The sequence below is a fragment of the Methylocystis heyeri genome (assembly GCF_004802635.2).
Taxonomy (GTDB): domain Bacteria; phylum Pseudomonadota; class Alphaproteobacteria; order Rhizobiales; family Beijerinckiaceae; genus Methylocystis; species Methylocystis heyeri.
Window position 1 is genome coordinate 4,312,655 of the sequence record NZ_CP046052.1, and the last position, 15,495, is coordinate 4,328,149.

Below are 15,495 nucleotides of genomic sequence, written 5' to 3' on the forward strand. Positions count from 1 at the left end.
CGGCGGGACTCGAGACCCGCGCCCCGCCGCGCCCAATGTAAGGGTTGGCATGAAGCATTTGCCGAAAAGGCGACTTGTCGTCCTCGCAGCCGTTCTCGCTTTGGCCGGTTGCGCCGGCGGGCCGCATAACGTGCTCACCCCCATCGAAGCGCAGGCCCCGGGCGCGAGCCGGGTCGATATCCTGGTCGCCACGACCCGAAGCCCGATCGGAGCGCAGCCGGGCGAACTCTTCACCGGCGAGCGCGGCGATCAGCTTTACTACGCCGATATCGCGGTCTCCATTCCGCCGGACGCCGCCCGCAAGGTCGGCGACGTTCAATGGCCGGAGTCGAGCCCTCCCGATCCGACGCGGGAGTTCGCGACTCTTCGCGCCGACATTCTGCAGCGTCCGGAGGCGCTCGCCCGTTTCAACGCGAGAATAGCCAAGACCCCCCGCCGCCAGGCGCTTGTTTTCGTCCATGGCTACAACACCCATTTCGAGGACGCGGTCTATCGTTTCGCGCAGATCGTGCACGACTCCGACGCCACCGCGCTGCCGGTCCTCTTCACCTGGCCGTCGCGCGGCAAATTGCTGGCCTATGGCTATGACCACGAAAGCGCCAGCTATTCCCGGGACGCTCTGGAAGAGCTGTTGCAGTCTCTCGCCGCCGACAAATCGGTCGGGGAAGTCTCGATACTGGCCCATTCCATGGGCAATTGGGTGACGATCGAGGCCCTGCGACAGATGGCGATCCGCAATCACGGCCTGCCCGCCAAATTCAAGGATGTCATGCTGGCCGCGCCGGATGTGGATTTCGACGTGTTCCAGCGTCAGATCGCCCAGATCGGCTCCGCCACTTCCCGCTTCACCATCTTTGTCTCTCGCGACGACGAAGCGCTCGCCGCTTCGAGGCGCGTGTGGGGCGACAAGCCCCGCGTCGGCGCCATCGACCCCAATTCTTCGCCCTACCAGCAGGACTTGAAGAACGCCAACATAACCGTCGTGGATCTGACCGACGTTCACTCGGACGATCCGCTCAATCACGGCAAATTCGCCGCGTCGCCGGAGGTCGTGCGTTCGATCGGCCGCAGCCTCGCCAGCGGTCAGACGCTGGCCACCGGCGGAGCGGGCGTCGGCGACCGGCTCGGGCAGGTCGTGGTCGGCGCCGCCTCGACCGTGGGTTCAGCGGCAGGCGTGGCGGTCGCGGCGCCCTTCGCCGTGGTCGATCCGCGCACGCGGGAGAATTTCAGCGGCGACATCGAGCAGTTGGGCTCGAATATCGGCTCCACCTTCGGGGCGGTCGGCGGGCGTTAAAGTCCAAGCGCCGGGACGACTTTTTCCGCGATCAGCTCGATCGACCGCAGTATTTGCGGGTGTGGCGGATCGACCGAATGGACCTGAAACACGAGATCGGTGGCGCGTTTCAGCGTACTGTCGGCGGTCAGCGAAGCGATGACGTCCTCCGGCGCGCCGACATGGGCGTCGGACGCGGCGATAAGCCCTTCGAGCGATTTATCGGGCGCCGAATGCCCCGCAGCGATGAAGCGCGCGAGGCTGCGCCTCAAGCCGATCTCCGCGAACCGCAAGGCTTCTTTTCTGTTCTCCGCGACGAAGACCGTCCGGGAGGCCAAAATGCGCGGCTCTCGCCCTTGCGGCAGCGCCGCGAGATAGGCGTCGATGATCGGATTCTGGATTTCCGCGAGCGAGGCGCCCGGCGCTTCTTTGGTGCGCGGCTGGGTGCGCGAAAGCATCAGCCCATCGCCCGCCTTGCCGGCGCGGGTTCCGCCCGCGGCGGTAAAAGTCGCCTGCCAGATGTGATCGGAAAGGCCCGGCGCCTCCGGGTAGAGCCTGTTTCCGCCGCCGAGCGGCCTGCCGGCGAGAGCATCCCTCAAAATTGCCGAATGCCGGTCGAACAATGCGGCGCGCTCGGCGCTGTCGCAGCCAAAGCCGGCGAAAGCCGAAGGTGCGCCGCCGGTTCCAATCCCGAGTTCCAGCCGGCCGCCCGACAAGGAATCCAGAACCGCGGCGTCTTCCGCCACCCGAACCGGATTTTCGAGCGGCAGGGTGACGATCCCGGTGCCGAGACGAATGCGGGAGGTGCGCACGGCTACTTGCGCAAGAAATACGAAAGGCGATGGCAGGCCGCCTTCTTCGCCGTCGAAGTGATGCTGGGCCACCCATGCCGAATCAAAGCCGAACCGCTCGGCGTGGATGATCTGCTCTGTCGCCAGAAGGTAGCGTTCCGCAGCCGGCGCCTGGTCGAGCAGCCGGGTGAAGAAACCGAGCCGCTTGGGGCCAGCAAGTCCCACCATAATATTTCCTCGCGGGATTTCAGTTACCGTCATTGCGAGCGAAGCGAAGCAATCCATGGTCGCTACAGTGCCTATACCCAGCTATTATTTAATGACAATGGAATTTTATATTTTAAGTATATCCTGGGTTGCTTCGCTTCGCTCGCAATGACGCCCTTTGTGCGATTCTCTGTTTGATTACGCTAAAACGGCGCTTTCTTTCCGGCTGCGACATAGGCGTCGGCGTCCTGAGGCAGCAGCAGCCGTTCCTTCACCAGCCGGTCGGCGACCGAGCGCAGCGCCGCGACGAAATAGGCGCGGGAGCCATAGCGCTCCGGCAGGGACTGGCGCGGATCGCCGCTCGCCCGCCGCGCGGCCTCGTTTTCGGGAAAGGGGAGCTTCGTCCCGGCCGCGCATTTGCCCTTTGCGGGATCCCGCGGCGCGTTCCACCCGGTGAAAGTCGCGATAGGAAGGGCCTGATCCGGCAGCAGCAAGCCGCTGGTCTCATTGCCGTCGGCGTCGATCGGAGGCGCGAGTCCGGCGTCCTGCGGCGGCGGCAGGCCCGGGATCTTCGGCCAATGCAGCTCTTTCACCGGAACCAGAACAGCCGGGCGGGAGGCTGGAACCGCCACGCCTTTGCGCAAATATTCATCCAGAGCGGCGAGCAGGGCGCGGCGGGCGGGATCAATCGAGCGATCGTTGATCGGCGCGGCGCAATTTTCTGCATGCGCGCCGGCCGATAGCGTCGCCCCGGCGATAAAAAAGCTGCGCCGGTTCGGGGCTTTCGAATCGGGTTCCTGCGGCTGGGGCGGGCTTTTCCAGAAGCCCTCCGAGCCATAGAGATAGACGATAAATGGCGGGCCTTTAGCGGCTGCCGGCGCTTGGCCGCCCGCGAGCAGCAACGCATCGAAGGATTTGCTTTCGAGGCGAAGGTAATCTTCCCCGGCGCCCGCGCCGACGACCTTCCGGGCCAGCGGCGAGCGGCGCAAATCAGCGATTGTTTCGGGCAGTCCGGCGCCCTCAGGGCGATCTCCCGCAAACAGGATGGCCATGCTGCGCTCGCGGGCGGCCTGCAGGATATCAGCCTCGCCGGGCTTTGCGAGCGAAGGCTCCTCCCCGGCGACGACGAGCAGAACTCCGCTCGGGGCGGGGGGCTTCCAGATCAGGAACCGCGGTCCGGCAACGCCGGCTCCGCCGACGAGTTCACGCTGATAGCCGTCCGGCAGGGCGGGCGGGGGAGGCGGGCCATAGGCCGGCTGAGCTTGCGCCGCCGCCGCGCCGGCGAACAGCGCCACAATGGCCGCCGACGCCAGCGCCACCCGCTTCATAGCTTTGAGATGAAGTGAGCGAAGCTCATGGAGCCCTCCGGCCAGGGCCCATGTCCGCTCGCGAGATTGATATGGCCGGCGGCGCCGGCGTCGAGGAAAGTCGCGCCGAGGTCCGCGGCGAGCGCTTCGGCGAAGCCCGCCTCCGCGTAAGGGTCGTTGTTTCCCGCGACGAGCGTGGCGGGGAAGGCGAGCCGCGCTCTCGGGATGGGGAGAAATTCCCTGTCGATCGCAGGGAGTTCGCGCAGCGCGCGCTCCGATGGCGGGGCGACGAGAAAGGCGCCTGTGATCTTGTCCGAAACATTGTGGGCGGCGTGCAGGAAAGCGATGACGCCGAGCGAATGCGCGACGACCACCGCGGGGCGCCGGCTTTCCGCAATGGCGCGCTCGATGACCGGGACCCAGGCGTCGCGCTTCGGCGCGTCCCAGTCCTGCTGCTCGACGCGCCGGGCGCTGGAAAGCTTCTCCTGCCACCGGCTCTGCCAATGCCCGGGGCCCGAATTCTCGAGGCCCGGGAGGATCAATATGTCGGCTTCGGCGGAGCGCATGAGGTCAACCCGCCTTCGGCAGGAACTCTCCGGCCAGGGCTTTCGCGATCAGCTTGCGGGTTTCCTCTATGCCGTAAAGCGCGACGAAGGAGCCGAAACGCGGTCCGCGCTTTTCCCCGAGAAGCACCTCATAGAGCATGTTGAAGAAATCATTGGAGACGCCAGGGCGTTCCGGGGTCGCGCCCTTGGCGTTCAGATCCTGATAGCGCGGCGTCACCCGGGCGACGTCGTAAAGCGAAGTCTGGATGGCCTCTGCGCTCGCCTCTGCGGGCAGCGCCGCCAGCGTGGTCGACAGGGTTTCGAGCACGCCGCGCTCCACCTCGTCGGCGGCGCGGTAGCTTTTCGCAGGCCGCACGAAATCGCGGAAATAGGCCACGGCATAGCCGACGAGCTTGTCGAGCCGCGGGTGATTCTCGGGCGAAGCCTGCGGCGCATAGCGGCGCAGAAAGCCCCACAGGACGGCGGGGTCCTCGGCGTTGGCGACTGTGGCCAGATTAAGCAGCATGGCGAAGGAGACCGTGGTTCCCTTGGCGTCGCTCTCTCCGGCATGGTGCAGCGTTTCGGGCGCCGGCGGATTTCCGGCGTGAATGTGCCATGCCGGATTGCCGAGGCGCTCCTTCCAGGCCTGACGGGGATAGGCGTCGATGAAGGTCAGATAGTCGTCGACATTGCGTGGAATGACATCGAAATGCAGGCGCTTCGCCGCGCTCGGCTTCTGATACATGAACTGCGCGAGGCTCTCCGGGCTGGCGTAGGTCAGCCATTCCTCGATGGTGAGGCCATTGCCCTTGGACTTGGAGATTTTCTGGCCGTTGGCGTCCAGGAAGAGTTCGTAATTGAAGCCTTCCGGCGCCTTTCCGCCGAGCGCCCGCACGATGGCCCCCGAAAGCTTGACCGAATCGATGAGGTCCTTGCCGGCCATTTCGTAATCGACGCTCAGCGCATACCAGCGCATCGCCCAATCCGGCTTCCATTGCAGCTTGCAATGGCCCCCGGTGACGGGCGTGGTGAAACTTTCGCCGGTCTCGGGGTCACTCCAGTCGATCGTGCCGGCTTGCGCGTCGCGCCCGGTCAGCGGAACCTGCATGACGACGCCGGTGCGGGGATGGACGGGAAGGAAGGGCGAATAGCTCGCCGCGCGCTCCTCGCGGAAGCTCGGCAGCATGATCTCCATAATGGCGTCGTAGCGCGCCAGCATGAGCCGGAGAGCGTCGTCAAACCGGCCGGATTTGTAATATTCGGTCGAGGAGGCGAATTCATATTCGAAGCCGAAGGCGTCCAGAAAGGCGCGCAGCCGCGCATTATTGTGGGCGCCGAAACTGTCATGGGTGCCGAAAGGATCGGGCACGCGCGTCAGCGGCTTGCCGAGATGGGGCGCGATCAACTCCTTGTTGGGTATGTTGTCGGGAATCTTCCGCAAGCCGTCCATGTCGTCGGAAAAAGCGAGCAGCCGGGTGGCGATCTCGCCTTCGGTGATGACCTCGAAGGCGCGGCGCACCATGCTGGTCCGCGCGACCTCGCCGAAGGTGCCGATATGGGGAAGCCCCGACGGCCCGTAGCCGGTCTCGAACAGAACCTGTTTCTGCCCGCTGGCTTCGATGCGCTTCACCAGTTTCCGCGCTTCCTCGAAAGGCCAGGCGGGCGAAACGCGCGCGGCTTCGACGAGGTCGGCGGGAAAGACATGCGAAGAAGAAAGTGAAGCGGACATGGCCTGTTCTGCATCGATGGCGGGAGGCCGGCACAGTATGGAGGCCGCGCCGGCGCGTCAACGATTGCGTTGCAGCAGGATTTCCGAAAAATGGTTGCCGTTTTCGGACCGCTAATTGGCGCAGGTCAGGCCGCGCCTGGCGTGGACATGGCCGTTTTCGTCCGTCACGCGCGTGATCGTGACCGTGCAGTCTTCGTCCTCGGCGTCGAAAGCGCGGCCGACCCTTATCGCCGGTCCCCGCGCCAGTGGGCGCATTCCGGATGCGTCGTCCCGCAAGACGCTCATTTGGCCCGCGCTGGCCTGCGCTGGGGATTTGGCGTCCGTGGGGGCCGCCGGCGCCGCCGCGACAGCGGCAAGAAATCCCGCCGTGGCGGCGATGAAAAGGATTGTCTGCGAAACGCGATTGGCGACTGAACCGTTCTTGGACGAAATCATCTTGAAGCCCCCGCTTTTTGGATGGGTGACAGGGCGCTTGCCGGATAATTTTACTCCGTGCGCCTCTTTATCGCTGTGACAACGCAACGGCCCCGCTGTTGGTTGCGCGCGGGAACAAAATTTTTACAAATTTTCATGCCGAAGCGATTCGTAGGCGGGTGAGGGGAGCAGGCTCCGGCGCATTGCTGCGCCACCTTTATGGTGGTAAAGTCGCGTCATGGAAAAGCGCCGACCGACCTATGATCTCGACGCCGTAAAGCTGTCGATCGGCTCGGTCGAAACCCTCGCGATCACAACCTCGGCCTTGCGGGACGCCATCGCGCTCGGCTTCGACCGCGGTCGCATAGTCCAAACCATCAACGGCATCGAGCGCACGATGTTCTAGTCGATGACGACTTTCGCGGACCACCGAGTTTGGCAGGACGTCTACCATGTCCCGTCGGAGAGGCTGACGCTCTACGTCAAATTCCAGGCGGACCTCTTCAAAAGCGCAAACAGGCTGGAAGTGTCCCAGCGCTTGCCGCCGATATTTTCCACTTCCGCGTAAAACTGATCGACCAGCGCCGCCACCGGAAGCCTCGATCCGTTCCTGCGGGCTTCCTCCATGCAGATGGCGAGATCCTTGCGCATCCATTCGACCGCAAAACCATGGTCGAACTCGCCTTTCAGCATCGTCGCGGTCCGGTTCTCCATCTGCCAGGATTGCGCCGCGCCGTTCTTGATGAGATCGATCGCGGCGGCGGCGTCGAGGCCGGCATGTTCGGCGAAATGCAGGGCTTCGGAAAGGCTCTGGACCAGGCCGGCGATGGCGATCTGGTTCACCATTTTGGTGAGCTGGCCGGCTCCGCTCGGCCCCATGTGCCTGCAGGCGCGGGCGTAGCTGGCGATCACCGGCTCCGCTCTGGCGTAATCCTCGGCCGCGCCGCCACACATGACGGTGAGCGCGCCTTTCTCGGCGCCGGACTGGCCGCCCGAGACGGGAGCGTCGACGAATCCCAACCCGCTCTTCTTCGCGACCGCGAATAATTCGCGGGCGACCTTGGCCGAGGTGGTGGTGTGGTCGACGAAGACCGCGCCCCCTTTCATTCCGGCGAAGGCGCCGGTCTCGCCGAGCGTGACCGAACGCAGATCGTCGTCGTTGCCGACGCAGGAGAACACGAAATCGGCGCCTTCGGCCGCGAGGCGCGGGGTCGCGGCGAGCCTTGCCGGGAAATCGGCGCAGAACCGCTCCGCCCTGGACGCCGTGCGGTTGTAGACCGAGACCGAATGGCCCCGAGTCGTGAGGTGGCGCGCCATGGGATAGCCCATGACGCCGAGCCCAAGGAATGCGACGTGGCGGCGATCGGTCATGCTGGCGTCCTGAAGGATGATGTCGAGAAAAATTCGCCATTGGCGTGAGCCGGCCGCAAATGCGGGCGTCAGCCCCCGGTCGTGCTCATATGGCGGGGAACGGCGGGCGCCTGCGCTGCGCGGTCTATGATGAAATCATGCCCCTTCGGCTTTCTCGCGATGGCGGCGTCGATGGCGGCGTAGAGCGCTTCGTCGGAAGGGCCTTCGCGCAAGGGGGCGCGCAGGTCGGCCGAGTCCTCCTGGCCGAGGCACATGTACAACGTCCCGGTGCAGGTCACGCGCACCCTGTTGCAGCTTTCGCAGAAATTGTGCGTCAGGGGCGTGATGAATCCGATGCGTCCGCCGGTTTCCTTCGCGCGCATGTAGCGGGCGGGGCCGCCGGTGCGGTAGTCGATTTCCTCGAGCGTGAACGCCTCGGAAAGGCGCGCGCGAACTTCGGACAGCGGCATGAACTGATCTATGCGCGCGAGCCCCTCGAGCTCGCCGAGCGGCATCACCTCGATGAAGGTCATGTCCATGCCCCGCTCATGCGCGAAGCGCACGAGGCGGACATATTCCTCGTCGTTCACGCCGCGCAGCGCGACGGCGTTGAGCTTGACCGCGATCCCCGCTTTGAGCGCCGCGTCCATTCCGGCGAGGACGCGGGAAAGGTCGCCCGTGCGGGTCACGGCGCGGAATTTTTCCGGGTCCAGCGTGTCGAGCGAGAGATTGATCCGCCGCACCCCGCAATCGGCCAGTTGCGCGGCGAAACGCGCGAGCTGCGACCCGTTGGTGGTCAGGGTCAGCTCCTCGAGAGCGCCCGAGTCGAGATGGCGCGACAAACCCTCGAACAGGCTCATCACCCCATGCCGCACCAGCGGCTCGCCGCCGGTGATGCGCAGCTTTCGGGTTCCCCTGGCGATGAAGGCGCTGCAAAGGCGGTCGAGTTCCTCCAGCGTCAGAAGGTCCTGGCGGGGCAGGAACTGCATGTGCTCCGACATGCAATAGACGCAGCGAAAGTCGCAGCGGTCCGTGACCGAAACGCGCACATAGGACACAGCCCGGCCGAATGGATCGACGAGCGCGGGCGCGGCGGCTGAGAACGGAGCGTGCAGAGAAGCGTTCATGCTGGGCGAATACCATGTTTTCGGAGAGGGGCGCTATCCGGGTTTCAGCAATTCATATATTTCTGTCACACGGGAAAAACAGCGCGAGCAGAGCTGCGGAGGCGTCGGATGTCTGTCGGAGGAGAACCCTGGCCGAGCGAGATACGCCTGCTCGATCACGGCAAGGCGCTTCGCGTGAGTTTCGACGACGGCGCCAGCTTCACATTGAGCGCCGAATATCTGCGGGTGCGCAGCCCCAGCGCGGAGGTTCAGGGCCATTCCCGGGACGAGCGCAAGACCGTCGGCGGTAAGCGCAATGTCGCGATCCTCGACGTGGCGCAGGTCGGCAACTACGCTGTCCGGCTCGATTTCGACGACCTCCACAACACCGGCATCTATACCTGGCGTTACCTTCGCCAGCTGGGGGAAGGGCGGGAGGCCGATTTTCAGGCCTATCTCGATGAACTCGCCGCCAAGGGGCTGGATCGCGACAGGCCGGGAGAATTGTGAGCCGGTTCAAGCGTTTTCGAGCGGAGCGGATGCCCGTCCGCATGAAAAAAGTGCAATGGAACAAGGAGTTATGGAGACGCCCCGGCTCGGTTTCAGGCGCTGGCGCCAATAATGCTTTCCCGCGCAAGGGTTTGGCATTCTAGCGACGGGAGCGGACAATGTCGGGGACGGACAGTTCCTCAAAAGGATTTTTCGTAGATTGGGACGGCAAGCTGCGGCCGATAGACCAGCCCGGCAAAGGCTTGCGCTGCGAAGTGGACTTCAAGGCCAAATATGTGATGGTCTTCAATAAATATGGCGGACTCGACCATGAGTCGACCTGGTATCCCGATGAAGCCGCGGTTCAGAAGGCCGGGATCAAAATAGCCTATGCCGACGTCGCCGCGCCGATCCGGATTTCGTCGATAGACTGATACGAAACCTGCTCGATTGGAGCGCGTTCGGTTTAAACGCAGTCGAACGCGCTCCAAAACTTATTGGCGAAGCATGTTCCCAAAATCCGCTTCGCACTTTTTGGGAACATGCTCCAGAGCTGCATTTCGTATTCGCTCGCCGCAAAAATCGATGCCGTTCGGCGATTTTTGCGGCGGCCGCTTCTGCGGATCGCAAGGCGATCGCGCGGAAGCGGTATGAAAGATCGCGGTTCTGGCCGGAGCGGCGTCGCTCCGACGTTACGAACGGAAAGCGCAGGCGCGTCTGTCGCGCCTCTCCGCCATGCCACTTCGAGTCGGCCGGTTCAGCGCAGGACGACGACGCGGGTTCCGATTTTCACGCGGTCATAGAGATCGGTGACGTCGTCATTGGTCATGCGGATGCAGCCCGAGGACACGGCCTGCCCGATCGACTCCGGCTCGTTGGAGCCGTGGATGCGATAGAGCGTGCCGGAGATATACATCGCCCGGGCGCCGAGAGGATTGTTGATGCCGCCTTCCATATGCCGAGGCAGGTCGGGTCGACGCTTCAGCATCTGGGCCGGCGGGGTCCAATCCGGCCACTCGCGTTTGTGGGTGATGTAACGGGAGCCCGACCACTCGAAGCCGGGGCGTCCGACGCCGACGCCGTAGCGAATGGCCTGCCCGTTGGGCAGAACATAATAGAGTCGGCGTTCCGCGGTCGAGATGACCACTGTCCCCGGACCATAGCCCCCGCTGTAAGGGACGATTTCGCGCGGAATGGCGCTGGCCTGCGGACGCCCCTCGGCGGGTCGCGCCGCCACGGTCGGCTCGAACAAGCTCGCAAAGGGGTTTTCGTTCGCCGCCGCGCTGTCGGAAAGCAGGCAAACCGTAGCGCCGAACGCTCCAACCAAGGCCATAGTAAGCCGCCGCATACATTTCCCCGTTCAATTGATGACAATGAAGGTCGCCCGCGCCAATGCGCAAAAGCGCTGCGGAGACGGAGGCTATGTCTCGCAGACCAGCGGGCTGCGCAAGCCTCTATCCGAGCGGGCGGATTGAATCGGTTTTTTGTTTCTGCGCTGTTGCCGTCATGCAACAGCGCCGGGGGGAAAAAGCGACTGTGTGACGGACGATCCGAGCCGGCTCGGGTTATTTCGAGCCGCGACGGCGACGCTGCTGCCCGAGACCCATTTGCTTGGCCAGAGTCGAGCGGGCTTTGGCGTAATTTGGGGCCACCATCGGATAATCGGCCGGAAGACCCCATTTCTCGCGGTATTCCTCGGGCGACAGGCCGTACTGGGTGCGCAGGTGGCGCTTGAGGGACTTGAATTTCTTGCCGTCTTCGAGACAGACGATGTAGTCGTTCGTGACCGATTTCTTCACGGCGACAGCAGGCTTTGGAGCCTCTACTGGGGCCGGCGCGACGGCGCCGCCCGCGCCAACACGGACCAGGGCGCCGTAAACTTCATTGATCAAACCGGGCAGATCGGCTGCGGGCACAGAATTGTTGCTCACATAGGCGGACACTATCTCTGCCGCGAGTTCGATATTGTTGTTGGTCGTCATTGCGTCACTCATCGCCTTCTCTTGCTTTCGCAGGGACCGAACAGGTCCTTCGTCGGTCTGTTCCAACCTGCCGCGGCGAAAACTACACATGGGGGCGGCGGCGCCCTCCGTCGATTCGGGGCGGAACAATCAAAAATTTACCTCCGGAAACAGAATTTAACAACTAATAAAACGGTAACATTGCTTCGTTGATGAAAATATTATTGTAACGACTATGTCTGCGCCCATGGGCGGGCTGTCTTCCATACTGAAGATTGCAAAAAGTGCGGCGGCCCGCCGTCAAGCTGCAACTGGGCCCGCGCTTCCTCCAAACGGCTCCGCGCGTTTCACGCGAGCGTGCAAAACAGGCTGATTATTTGTCAAGTCGGCGAGTTCGTTTTTTTAGCAGGCTCGGCGGGCGCTCCAGGGTCTCGCGCCAGTCGGGTTTTTGAACCAGGGGCGGGCGCGACCTGGCGCCGAGGACTTCGGCGTCCGCAGCTTGCGCAGCGATCATTCGAGAGCCCTAAAAATCATGTTTTATCAAATATTTGCAGTCGATCTGAAGACGAGGCCGGGAGGTCTCGGCGCCGCAGGTTCCGGCTCTGGATATAAGCAAGGTCTCCTGCCGTCGATCGTCAGGAGACCTCTTCAAGCCTTCGGCTGCATCGTAATGCGATGGAACTGCGCTGCAAAGTATTGATGGGCTGCGATTTCTAGAGCGTTTTCCGGCCGGACGGAAGCGTCCGGCAAAATGAGAAAATGCTCCAGGTCGTGGGGCTGGAGCGCATTTTCTTCGCGACGGATGTCTACTTTCGCGAAAATGCGATCCGGCTCCGGCGCCCCATCGGCTGCGGATCAGCCTTCTTCGTCGGTGTCGATGTCGCCGTCGATCAGGCCGGAGACGTCGTCGTCCTCGCCCTCTTCCTCCTCAAGGAAGGTGTCGTCGGCTTCGCCTTCGTCGTCGATGTCGACATCCTCGTCGATCTCGATCGATTCGATCTTGTTTTCGCTTTCCTCGACTTCGGTGAGGGAAATGACCTCGGCTTCGTCCTTCTCCGTTTCCGCCTCTTCATCGTGGGCTCGCGCCGCCACCCGCGCCAGGGGGGCGAGCTGGAACGCGGCGCCGCATTTCGGGCAGAGGATCGGGTTTTTGTTGAAATCGTAGAATTTTGTCGCGCAGGACTGACATTGGCGCTTGGCGCCGAGTTCGGGTTTGGCCACGGTCCTTGGGTCCTCGAGATGAAGCAGCGTGGAAACGCCCGCTGTGGTGAAAAGCCGTCGGGCGCTCCGGTTAGTTTGCGCGCCCGTCGCTGTCAAATAGGAAATGCGCCTTGTTGCAGTTAAATGTCGCCCCGGAACGCGTCGAGATCAACTAACCCATTGCCAATTGTCGCGCGGCTTGGCATATCGGTGTCAGCGCGGGTGTAGCTCAATGGTAGAGCAGCAGCCTTCCAAGCTGAATACGAGGGTTCGATTCCCTTCACCCGCTCCATTTTTCAACTGCATTTATGGAGGCGATCATGAAAACGGATTTCGACCGGCTTCCCTGCTTTCGAGCCAATATCCAAACGCCGTAAGGGCTTCAACTCCGAAACCCATGTGAAGCGCGGCCTGCGTCTTGTCCATGGCGACAAGGAGCTGGTCGAGAAGCTGGGGCGCGCCGACCCTTGCCCCTGCGGCTCGGGCGGGAGCTTTCAGGCGCTGCTGCCTTAAGACCGGCCGCTACGACGGCGTCCGGCGGGACCATTACTTTCAGAGAGTGATACGGTTTCCGGCTGAATGAAGCGGCTTCGCGCCATCGTCGCGAGGAGCGTAAGCCCCGCGGCGATCCAGCAGGACTGGCGCGGCTCTGGATCGCTGCGCTTCGCTCGTGAACCGATCAGTCGGAAGCTGTATGAGCGGTTCGGGTCGTGAAGCGGGCCGGCGCGATGTTTCGCGCGCCGGCGCCCGGTGCGATCAACGTCCGCCCTTCTGCTTCATGGCGGCGAGCAAAGCCTCGCCGAGGCCGCCGGGACCGCTGTTTCCGGCCGGCTTGTCGCCGCGCGGCGCTCCGGTCTGCTGCGGACCGCGCGCGCGATTGTTCTCGCGGCCCGCCCCGCCTCCCTGCGACGTCTGCTGCCCGGGGGCGTCGTCGAGGCGCATGGAAAGGGAAATGCGCTTGCGCGGGGCGTCGACCTCCAACACCTTGATGCGCACGACGTCGCCGGGCTTCGCGACGGCGCGAGGGTCCTTCACGAATGTCTTGGACATCGCCGAGATATGGACGAGGCCGTCCTGATGCACGCCGATATCGACGAAGGCCCCGAAGGCCGCGACATTGGTGACGACGCCCTCCAGGATCATTCCCGGCTTCAGGTCGGTGATTTTCTCGACGCCCTCCTGGAAAGTGGCGGTCTTGAACGCCGGACGCGGGTCGCGGCCGGGTTTTTCCAGCTCGGCGATCACGTCGGTCACGGTCGGGAGGCCGAAGGACTCATCGACGAATCGCTTGGGATCGAGGCTGCGCAGGGTGGTCGAATCCCCGATCAGCGAACGGATGTCTTTCTGCGCCGCTGCGAGAATTCGTCGCACCAGCGGATAGGCTTCGGGGTGGACGCCCGAGCGGTCGAGCGGATCGTCGCCGTCGATGACCCTCAAAAAGCCCGCGCTCTGCTCGAAGGCCTTGGGTCCGAGACGGGGCACTTCCTTGAGCGCGGCGCGGCTGCGGAACGGCCCCCGCGCGTCGCGATGCGCGACGATGTTGGAGGCGAGCAGCTCGCCGACGCCGGAGACGCGGGCGAGCAGGGGCGCCGAAGCGGTGTTGACGTCGACGCCGACCGCGTTCACGCAATCCTCGACCACGGCGTCGAGCGAGCGCGACAGCCTGGTCTCGGAGATGTCGTGCTGATATTGGCCGACGCCGATGGATTTCGGCTCGATCTTGACCAGCTCGGCGAGCGGGTCCTGCAGGCGGCGGGCGATGGAGGCCGCGCCGCGCAGGGTGACGTCGAGATCGGGCAATTCGCGCGAGGCGTATTCAGAGGCGGAATAGACCGAAGCGCCCGCTTCCGAGACCATCACCTTGGTCAGCTTCAGCTCCGGGTTTTTCGCGATCAGCTCGGACGCGAGCTTGTCGGTCTCGCGTGAGGCCGTGCCGTTGCCGATCGCGACGAGCTCGGTCTTGTGCTCGCGGGCGAGTCTCGCCAAAATTGCGAGCGCCTCGTCCCATTTGCGCTGGGGCTCATGGGGATAGATCGCGGTGGTCGCGACGATTTTCCCGGTCTTGTCCACCACCGCGACCTTGACGCCGGTTCGAAAGCCGGGATCGAGCCCGATCGTCGGCCGGGCGCCGGCGGGGGCCGCAAGAAGAAGATCGCGCAGATTGCCGGCGAAGACGTTGATCGCCTCGTCCTCCGCCGCTTTGAACAGCTTTGCGCGCGCGTCCACAGCGAGATGCAGCTCGATCTTGGTGCGCCAGGCCCAGCGCACGGTCTCAGTCAGCCAGCGGTCGCCCGGACGGCCGCGATCCTCGACGCCGAATCGGCGCGCGATCCGGCTTTCGTAGCCGGCAATCCCCGGTTCCGCCTCGGGCGATAGTTCGAGATCGAGGAATTCTTCCTTCTCGCCCCGGAACAACGCCAATATGCGGTGCGACGGCAATTTGGCCAGCGGCTCGGAGAATTCGAAATAATCCGAGAATTTCGCTCCGGCGGTTTCCTTGCCTTCGCGCACTTTCGATTTCAGCGCGCCATGGGTCCAGAAAATCTCGCGCAGCTGGCCGATGAGGTCTGCGTGTTCGGCGAAGCGTTCGACGAGAATGGCGCGTGCGCCTTCCAGCGCGGCCTCGGGGGTCGCAACGTTCTTCTCGGCGTCGACGAAGGCTTCGGCCTGGGATTTGGGTTCGTTCTGCGGAGCGGAGAGAAGCGCTTCGGCGAGCGGGGCGAGACCCGCTTCGATTGCGATCTGCGCCTTGGTGCGACGCTTGGGCTTGTAGGGAAGATAAATATCCTCGAGCCGGGCCTTGTTGTCGGCCTCCTGAAGCACGGCGCGCAAGGCGTCGGTCATTTTGCCCTGCGCTTCGATCGATTCGAGGATGGTTTTGCGCCTGTCTTCGAGCTCCCGCAAATAGCGCAGGCGTTCTTCGAGGCGGCGCAATTGGGTGTCGTCGAGCGCGCCGGTCGCTTCCTTGCGGTAGCGGGCGATAAAGGGCACGGTCGAGCCTCCATCGAGCAAGCCGACCGCCGCCTCCACCTGCCATGGTTTGGCCGCCAGTTCCGTGCTGATGCGTTCGACGATCGTGGTCATTCGTTATCCCTGACTAGGAAGGAGAGGGGCGGCTTTTAG

The 15,495-nt window shown here is 63.7% G+C and carries 15 protein-coding genes, 1 tRNA gene and 1 pseudogene; 6 read left to right on the forward strand and 11 right to left on the reverse strand.

Annotation, left to right across the window (positions count from 1 at the left end):
- The first annotated feature begins 49 nt into the window (after nt 1–49).
- The gene (locus H2LOC_RS19415; protein ID WP_136494324.1) at nt 50–1,294 is read left to right on the forward strand and encodes an alpha/beta hydrolase; all 1,245 of its coding nucleotides are present in this window, start codon (nt 50–52) and stop codon (nt 1,292–1,294) included.
- On the opposite strand, the gene H2LOC_RS19420 is transcribed toward H2LOC_RS19415, so the two are convergent.
- The 5 genes from H2LOC_RS19420 to H2LOC_RS19440 form a co-directional block, all read right to left on the reverse strand.
- The gene (locus H2LOC_RS19420; protein WP_136494325.1) at nt 1,291–2,292 is read right to left on the reverse strand and encodes a putative FMN-dependent luciferase-like monooxygenase; all 1,002 of its coding nucleotides are present in this window, start codon (nt 2,290–2,292) and stop codon (nt 1,291–1,293) included. The two genes, H2LOC_RS19415 and H2LOC_RS19420, sit on opposite strands and share 4 nt — an antisense overlap.
- Before the next feature lie 182 nt (nt 2,293–2,474).
- Nucleotides 2,475–3,599 carry an alpha/beta hydrolase domain-containing protein gene (locus H2LOC_RS19425; protein WP_136494326.1) on the reverse strand — a complete coding sequence of 375 codons (1,125 nt, stop codon included), beginning with the start codon at nt 3,597–3,599 and terminating at the stop codon, nt 2,475–2,477.
- Nucleotides 3,596–4,144 (reverse strand): RBBP9/YdeN family alpha/beta hydrolase, encoded by a 549-nt coding sequence (locus H2LOC_RS19430; protein WP_154331733.1) that lies wholly within the window; start codon nt 4,142–4,144, stop codon nt 3,596–3,598. Before H2LOC_RS19430 ends, H2LOC_RS19425 begins: the two co-directional genes overlap by 4 nt.
- Nucleotides 4,145–4,148: 4 nt before the next feature.
- Nucleotides 4,149–5,852, reverse strand: a complete 1,704-nt coding sequence (locus H2LOC_RS19435) for a lysine--tRNA ligase (protein ID WP_154331734.1) — start codon at nt 5,850–5,852, stop codon at nt 4,149–4,151.
- A gap of 111 nt (nt 5,853–5,963) precedes the next feature.
- On the reverse strand, nt 5,964–6,287 hold the full coding sequence (locus H2LOC_RS19440) for a hypothetical protein (protein ID WP_136494328.1): 324 nt from the start codon (nt 6,285–6,287) through the stop codon (nt 5,964–5,966).
- 217 nt (nt 6,288–6,504) lie between these two features.
- On the opposite strand from H2LOC_RS19440, the pseudogene H2LOC_RS19445 reads away from it, so the two are divergent.
- Nucleotides 6,505–6,834, forward strand: a pseudogene (locus tag H2LOC_RS19445) (type II toxin-antitoxin system MqsR family toxin).
- Here the strand turns inward: H2LOC_RS19445 and H2LOC_RS19450 are convergent.
- Together H2LOC_RS19450 and moaA are read right to left on the reverse strand one after the other, a co-directional pair.
- Entirely contained in the window at nt 6,744–7,637 is an 894-nt protein-coding gene (locus tag H2LOC_RS19450; protein ID WP_136494329.1) for an NAD(P)-dependent oxidoreductase, read from the reverse strand. The pseudogene H2LOC_RS19445 and the gene H2LOC_RS19450 overlap by 91 nt on opposite strands.
- A gap of 68 nt (nt 7,638–7,705) precedes the next feature.
- Nucleotides 7,706–8,743, reverse strand: a complete 1,038-nt coding sequence (gene moaA, locus H2LOC_RS19455; RefSeq protein WP_136494330.1) for a GTP 3',8-cyclase MoaA — start codon at nt 8,741–8,743, stop codon at nt 7,706–7,708.
- A gap of 108 nt (nt 8,744–8,851) precedes the next feature.
- Here moaA and H2LOC_RS19460 point away from each other — a divergent pair, with 108 nt between their 5' ends.
- On the forward strand, nt 8,852–9,232 hold the full coding sequence (locus H2LOC_RS19460) for a gamma-butyrobetaine hydroxylase family protein (RefSeq protein ID WP_136494331.1): 381 nt from the start codon (nt 8,852–8,854) through the stop codon (nt 9,230–9,232).
- A 158-nt stretch (nt 9,233–9,390) separates the two neighbouring features.
- Complete coding sequence (locus H2LOC_RS19465; RefSeq protein ID WP_136494332.1) at nt 9,391–9,645, forward strand: hypothetical protein; 255 nt, start codon at nt 9,391–9,393, stop codon at nt 9,643–9,645.
- A gap of 323 nt (nt 9,646–9,968) precedes the next feature.
- Here the strand turns inward: H2LOC_RS19465 and H2LOC_RS19470 are convergent, their stop codons facing one another.
- The 3 genes from H2LOC_RS19470 to H2LOC_RS19480 form a co-directional block, all read right to left on the reverse strand.
- Complete coding sequence (locus H2LOC_RS19470) at nt 9,969–10,559, reverse strand: L,D-transpeptidase (RefSeq protein ID WP_136494333.1); 591 nt, start codon at nt 10,557–10,559, stop codon at nt 9,969–9,971.
- A 217-nt stretch (nt 10,560–10,776) separates the two neighbouring features.
- Nucleotides 10,777–11,193, reverse strand: a complete 417-nt coding sequence (locus tag H2LOC_RS19475; RefSeq protein ID WP_136496907.1) for a Ros/MucR family transcriptional regulator — start codon at nt 11,191–11,193, stop codon at nt 10,777–10,779.
- Nucleotides 11,194–12,027: 834 nt separating this feature from the next.
- Nucleotides 12,028–12,393 (reverse strand): TIGR02300 family protein, encoded by a 366-nt coding sequence (locus H2LOC_RS19480; RefSeq protein ID WP_136494334.1) that lies wholly within the window; start codon nt 12,391–12,393, stop codon nt 12,028–12,030.
- Between the two features lie 197 nt (nt 12,394–12,590).
- Between H2LOC_RS19480 and H2LOC_RS19485 the strand changes: the two genes are divergently transcribed.
- Both H2LOC_RS19485 and H2LOC_RS21845 read left to right on the forward strand, forming a co-directional pair.
- Nucleotides 12,591–12,664: transfer RNA gene (locus H2LOC_RS19485), tRNA-Gly, on the forward strand.
- A gap of 107 nt (nt 12,665–12,771) precedes the next feature.
- Nucleotides 12,772–12,885, forward strand: a complete 114-nt coding sequence (locus H2LOC_RS21845) for an SEC-C metal-binding domain-containing protein (protein ID WP_246206908.1) — start codon at nt 12,772–12,774, stop codon at nt 12,883–12,885.
- Nucleotides 12,886–13,128: 243 nt separating this feature from the next.
- Here H2LOC_RS21845 and H2LOC_RS19495 read toward each other — a convergent pair whose 3' ends face one another.
- Nucleotides 13,129–15,456, reverse strand: coding sequence for a Tex family protein (locus H2LOC_RS19495; protein ID WP_136494336.1), 2,328 nt, complete (start codon nt 15,454–15,456; stop codon nt 13,129–13,131).
- Nucleotides 15,457–15,495: the final 39 nt, after the last annotated feature.

What these genes read in the sequence shown, in the direction of transcription:
- H2LOC_RS19415 (WP_136494324.1), top strand. Translation starts at nt 50, where the DNA reads ATGAAGCATTTGCCGAAAAGGCGACTTGTCGTCCTCGCAGCCGTTCTC.
- H2LOC_RS19420 (WP_136494325.1), bottom strand. Translation starts at nt 2,292, where the DNA reads ATGGTGGGACTTGCTGGCCCCAAGCGGCTCGGTTTCTTCACCCGGCTG.
- H2LOC_RS19425 (WP_136494326.1), bottom strand. Translation starts at nt 3,599, where the DNA reads ATGAAGCGGGTGGCGCTGGCGTCGGCGGCCATTGTGGCGCTGTTCGCC.
- H2LOC_RS19430 (WP_154331733.1), bottom strand. Translation starts at nt 4,144, where the DNA reads ATGCGCTCCGCCGAAGCCGACATATTGATCCTCCCGGGCCTCGAGAAT.
- H2LOC_RS19435 (WP_154331734.1), bottom strand. Translation starts at nt 5,852, where the DNA reads ATGTCCGCTTCACTTTCTTCTTCGCATGTCTTTCCCGCCGACCTCGTC.
- H2LOC_RS19440 (WP_136494328.1), bottom strand. Translation starts at nt 6,287, where the DNA reads ATGATTTCGTCCAAGAACGGTTCAGTCGCCAATCGCGTTTCGCAGACA.
- H2LOC_RS19450 (WP_136494329.1), bottom strand. Translation starts at nt 7,637, where the DNA reads ATGACCGATCGCCGCCACGTCGCATTCCTTGGGCTCGGCGTCATGGGC.
- moaA (WP_136494330.1), bottom strand. Translation starts at nt 8,743, where the DNA reads ATGAACGCTTCTCTGCACGCTCCGTTCTCAGCCGCCGCGCCCGCGCTC.
- H2LOC_RS19460 (WP_136494331.1), top strand. Translation starts at nt 8,852, where the DNA reads ATGTCTGTCGGAGGAGAACCCTGGCCGAGCGAGATACGCCTGCTCGAT.
- H2LOC_RS19465 (WP_136494332.1), top strand. Translation starts at nt 9,391, where the DNA reads ATGTCGGGGACGGACAGTTCCTCAAAAGGATTTTTCGTAGATTGGGAC.
- H2LOC_RS19470 (WP_136494333.1), bottom strand. Translation starts at nt 10,559, where the DNA reads ATGCGGCGGCTTACTATGGCCTTGGTTGGAGCGTTCGGCGCTACGGTT.
- H2LOC_RS19475 (WP_136496907.1), bottom strand. Translation starts at nt 11,193, where the DNA reads ATGACGACCAACAACAATATCGAACTCGCGGCAGAGATAGTGTCCGCC.
- H2LOC_RS19495 (WP_136494336.1), bottom strand. Translation starts at nt 15,456, where the DNA reads ATGACCACGATCGTCGAACGCATCAGCACGGAACTGGCGGCCAAACCA.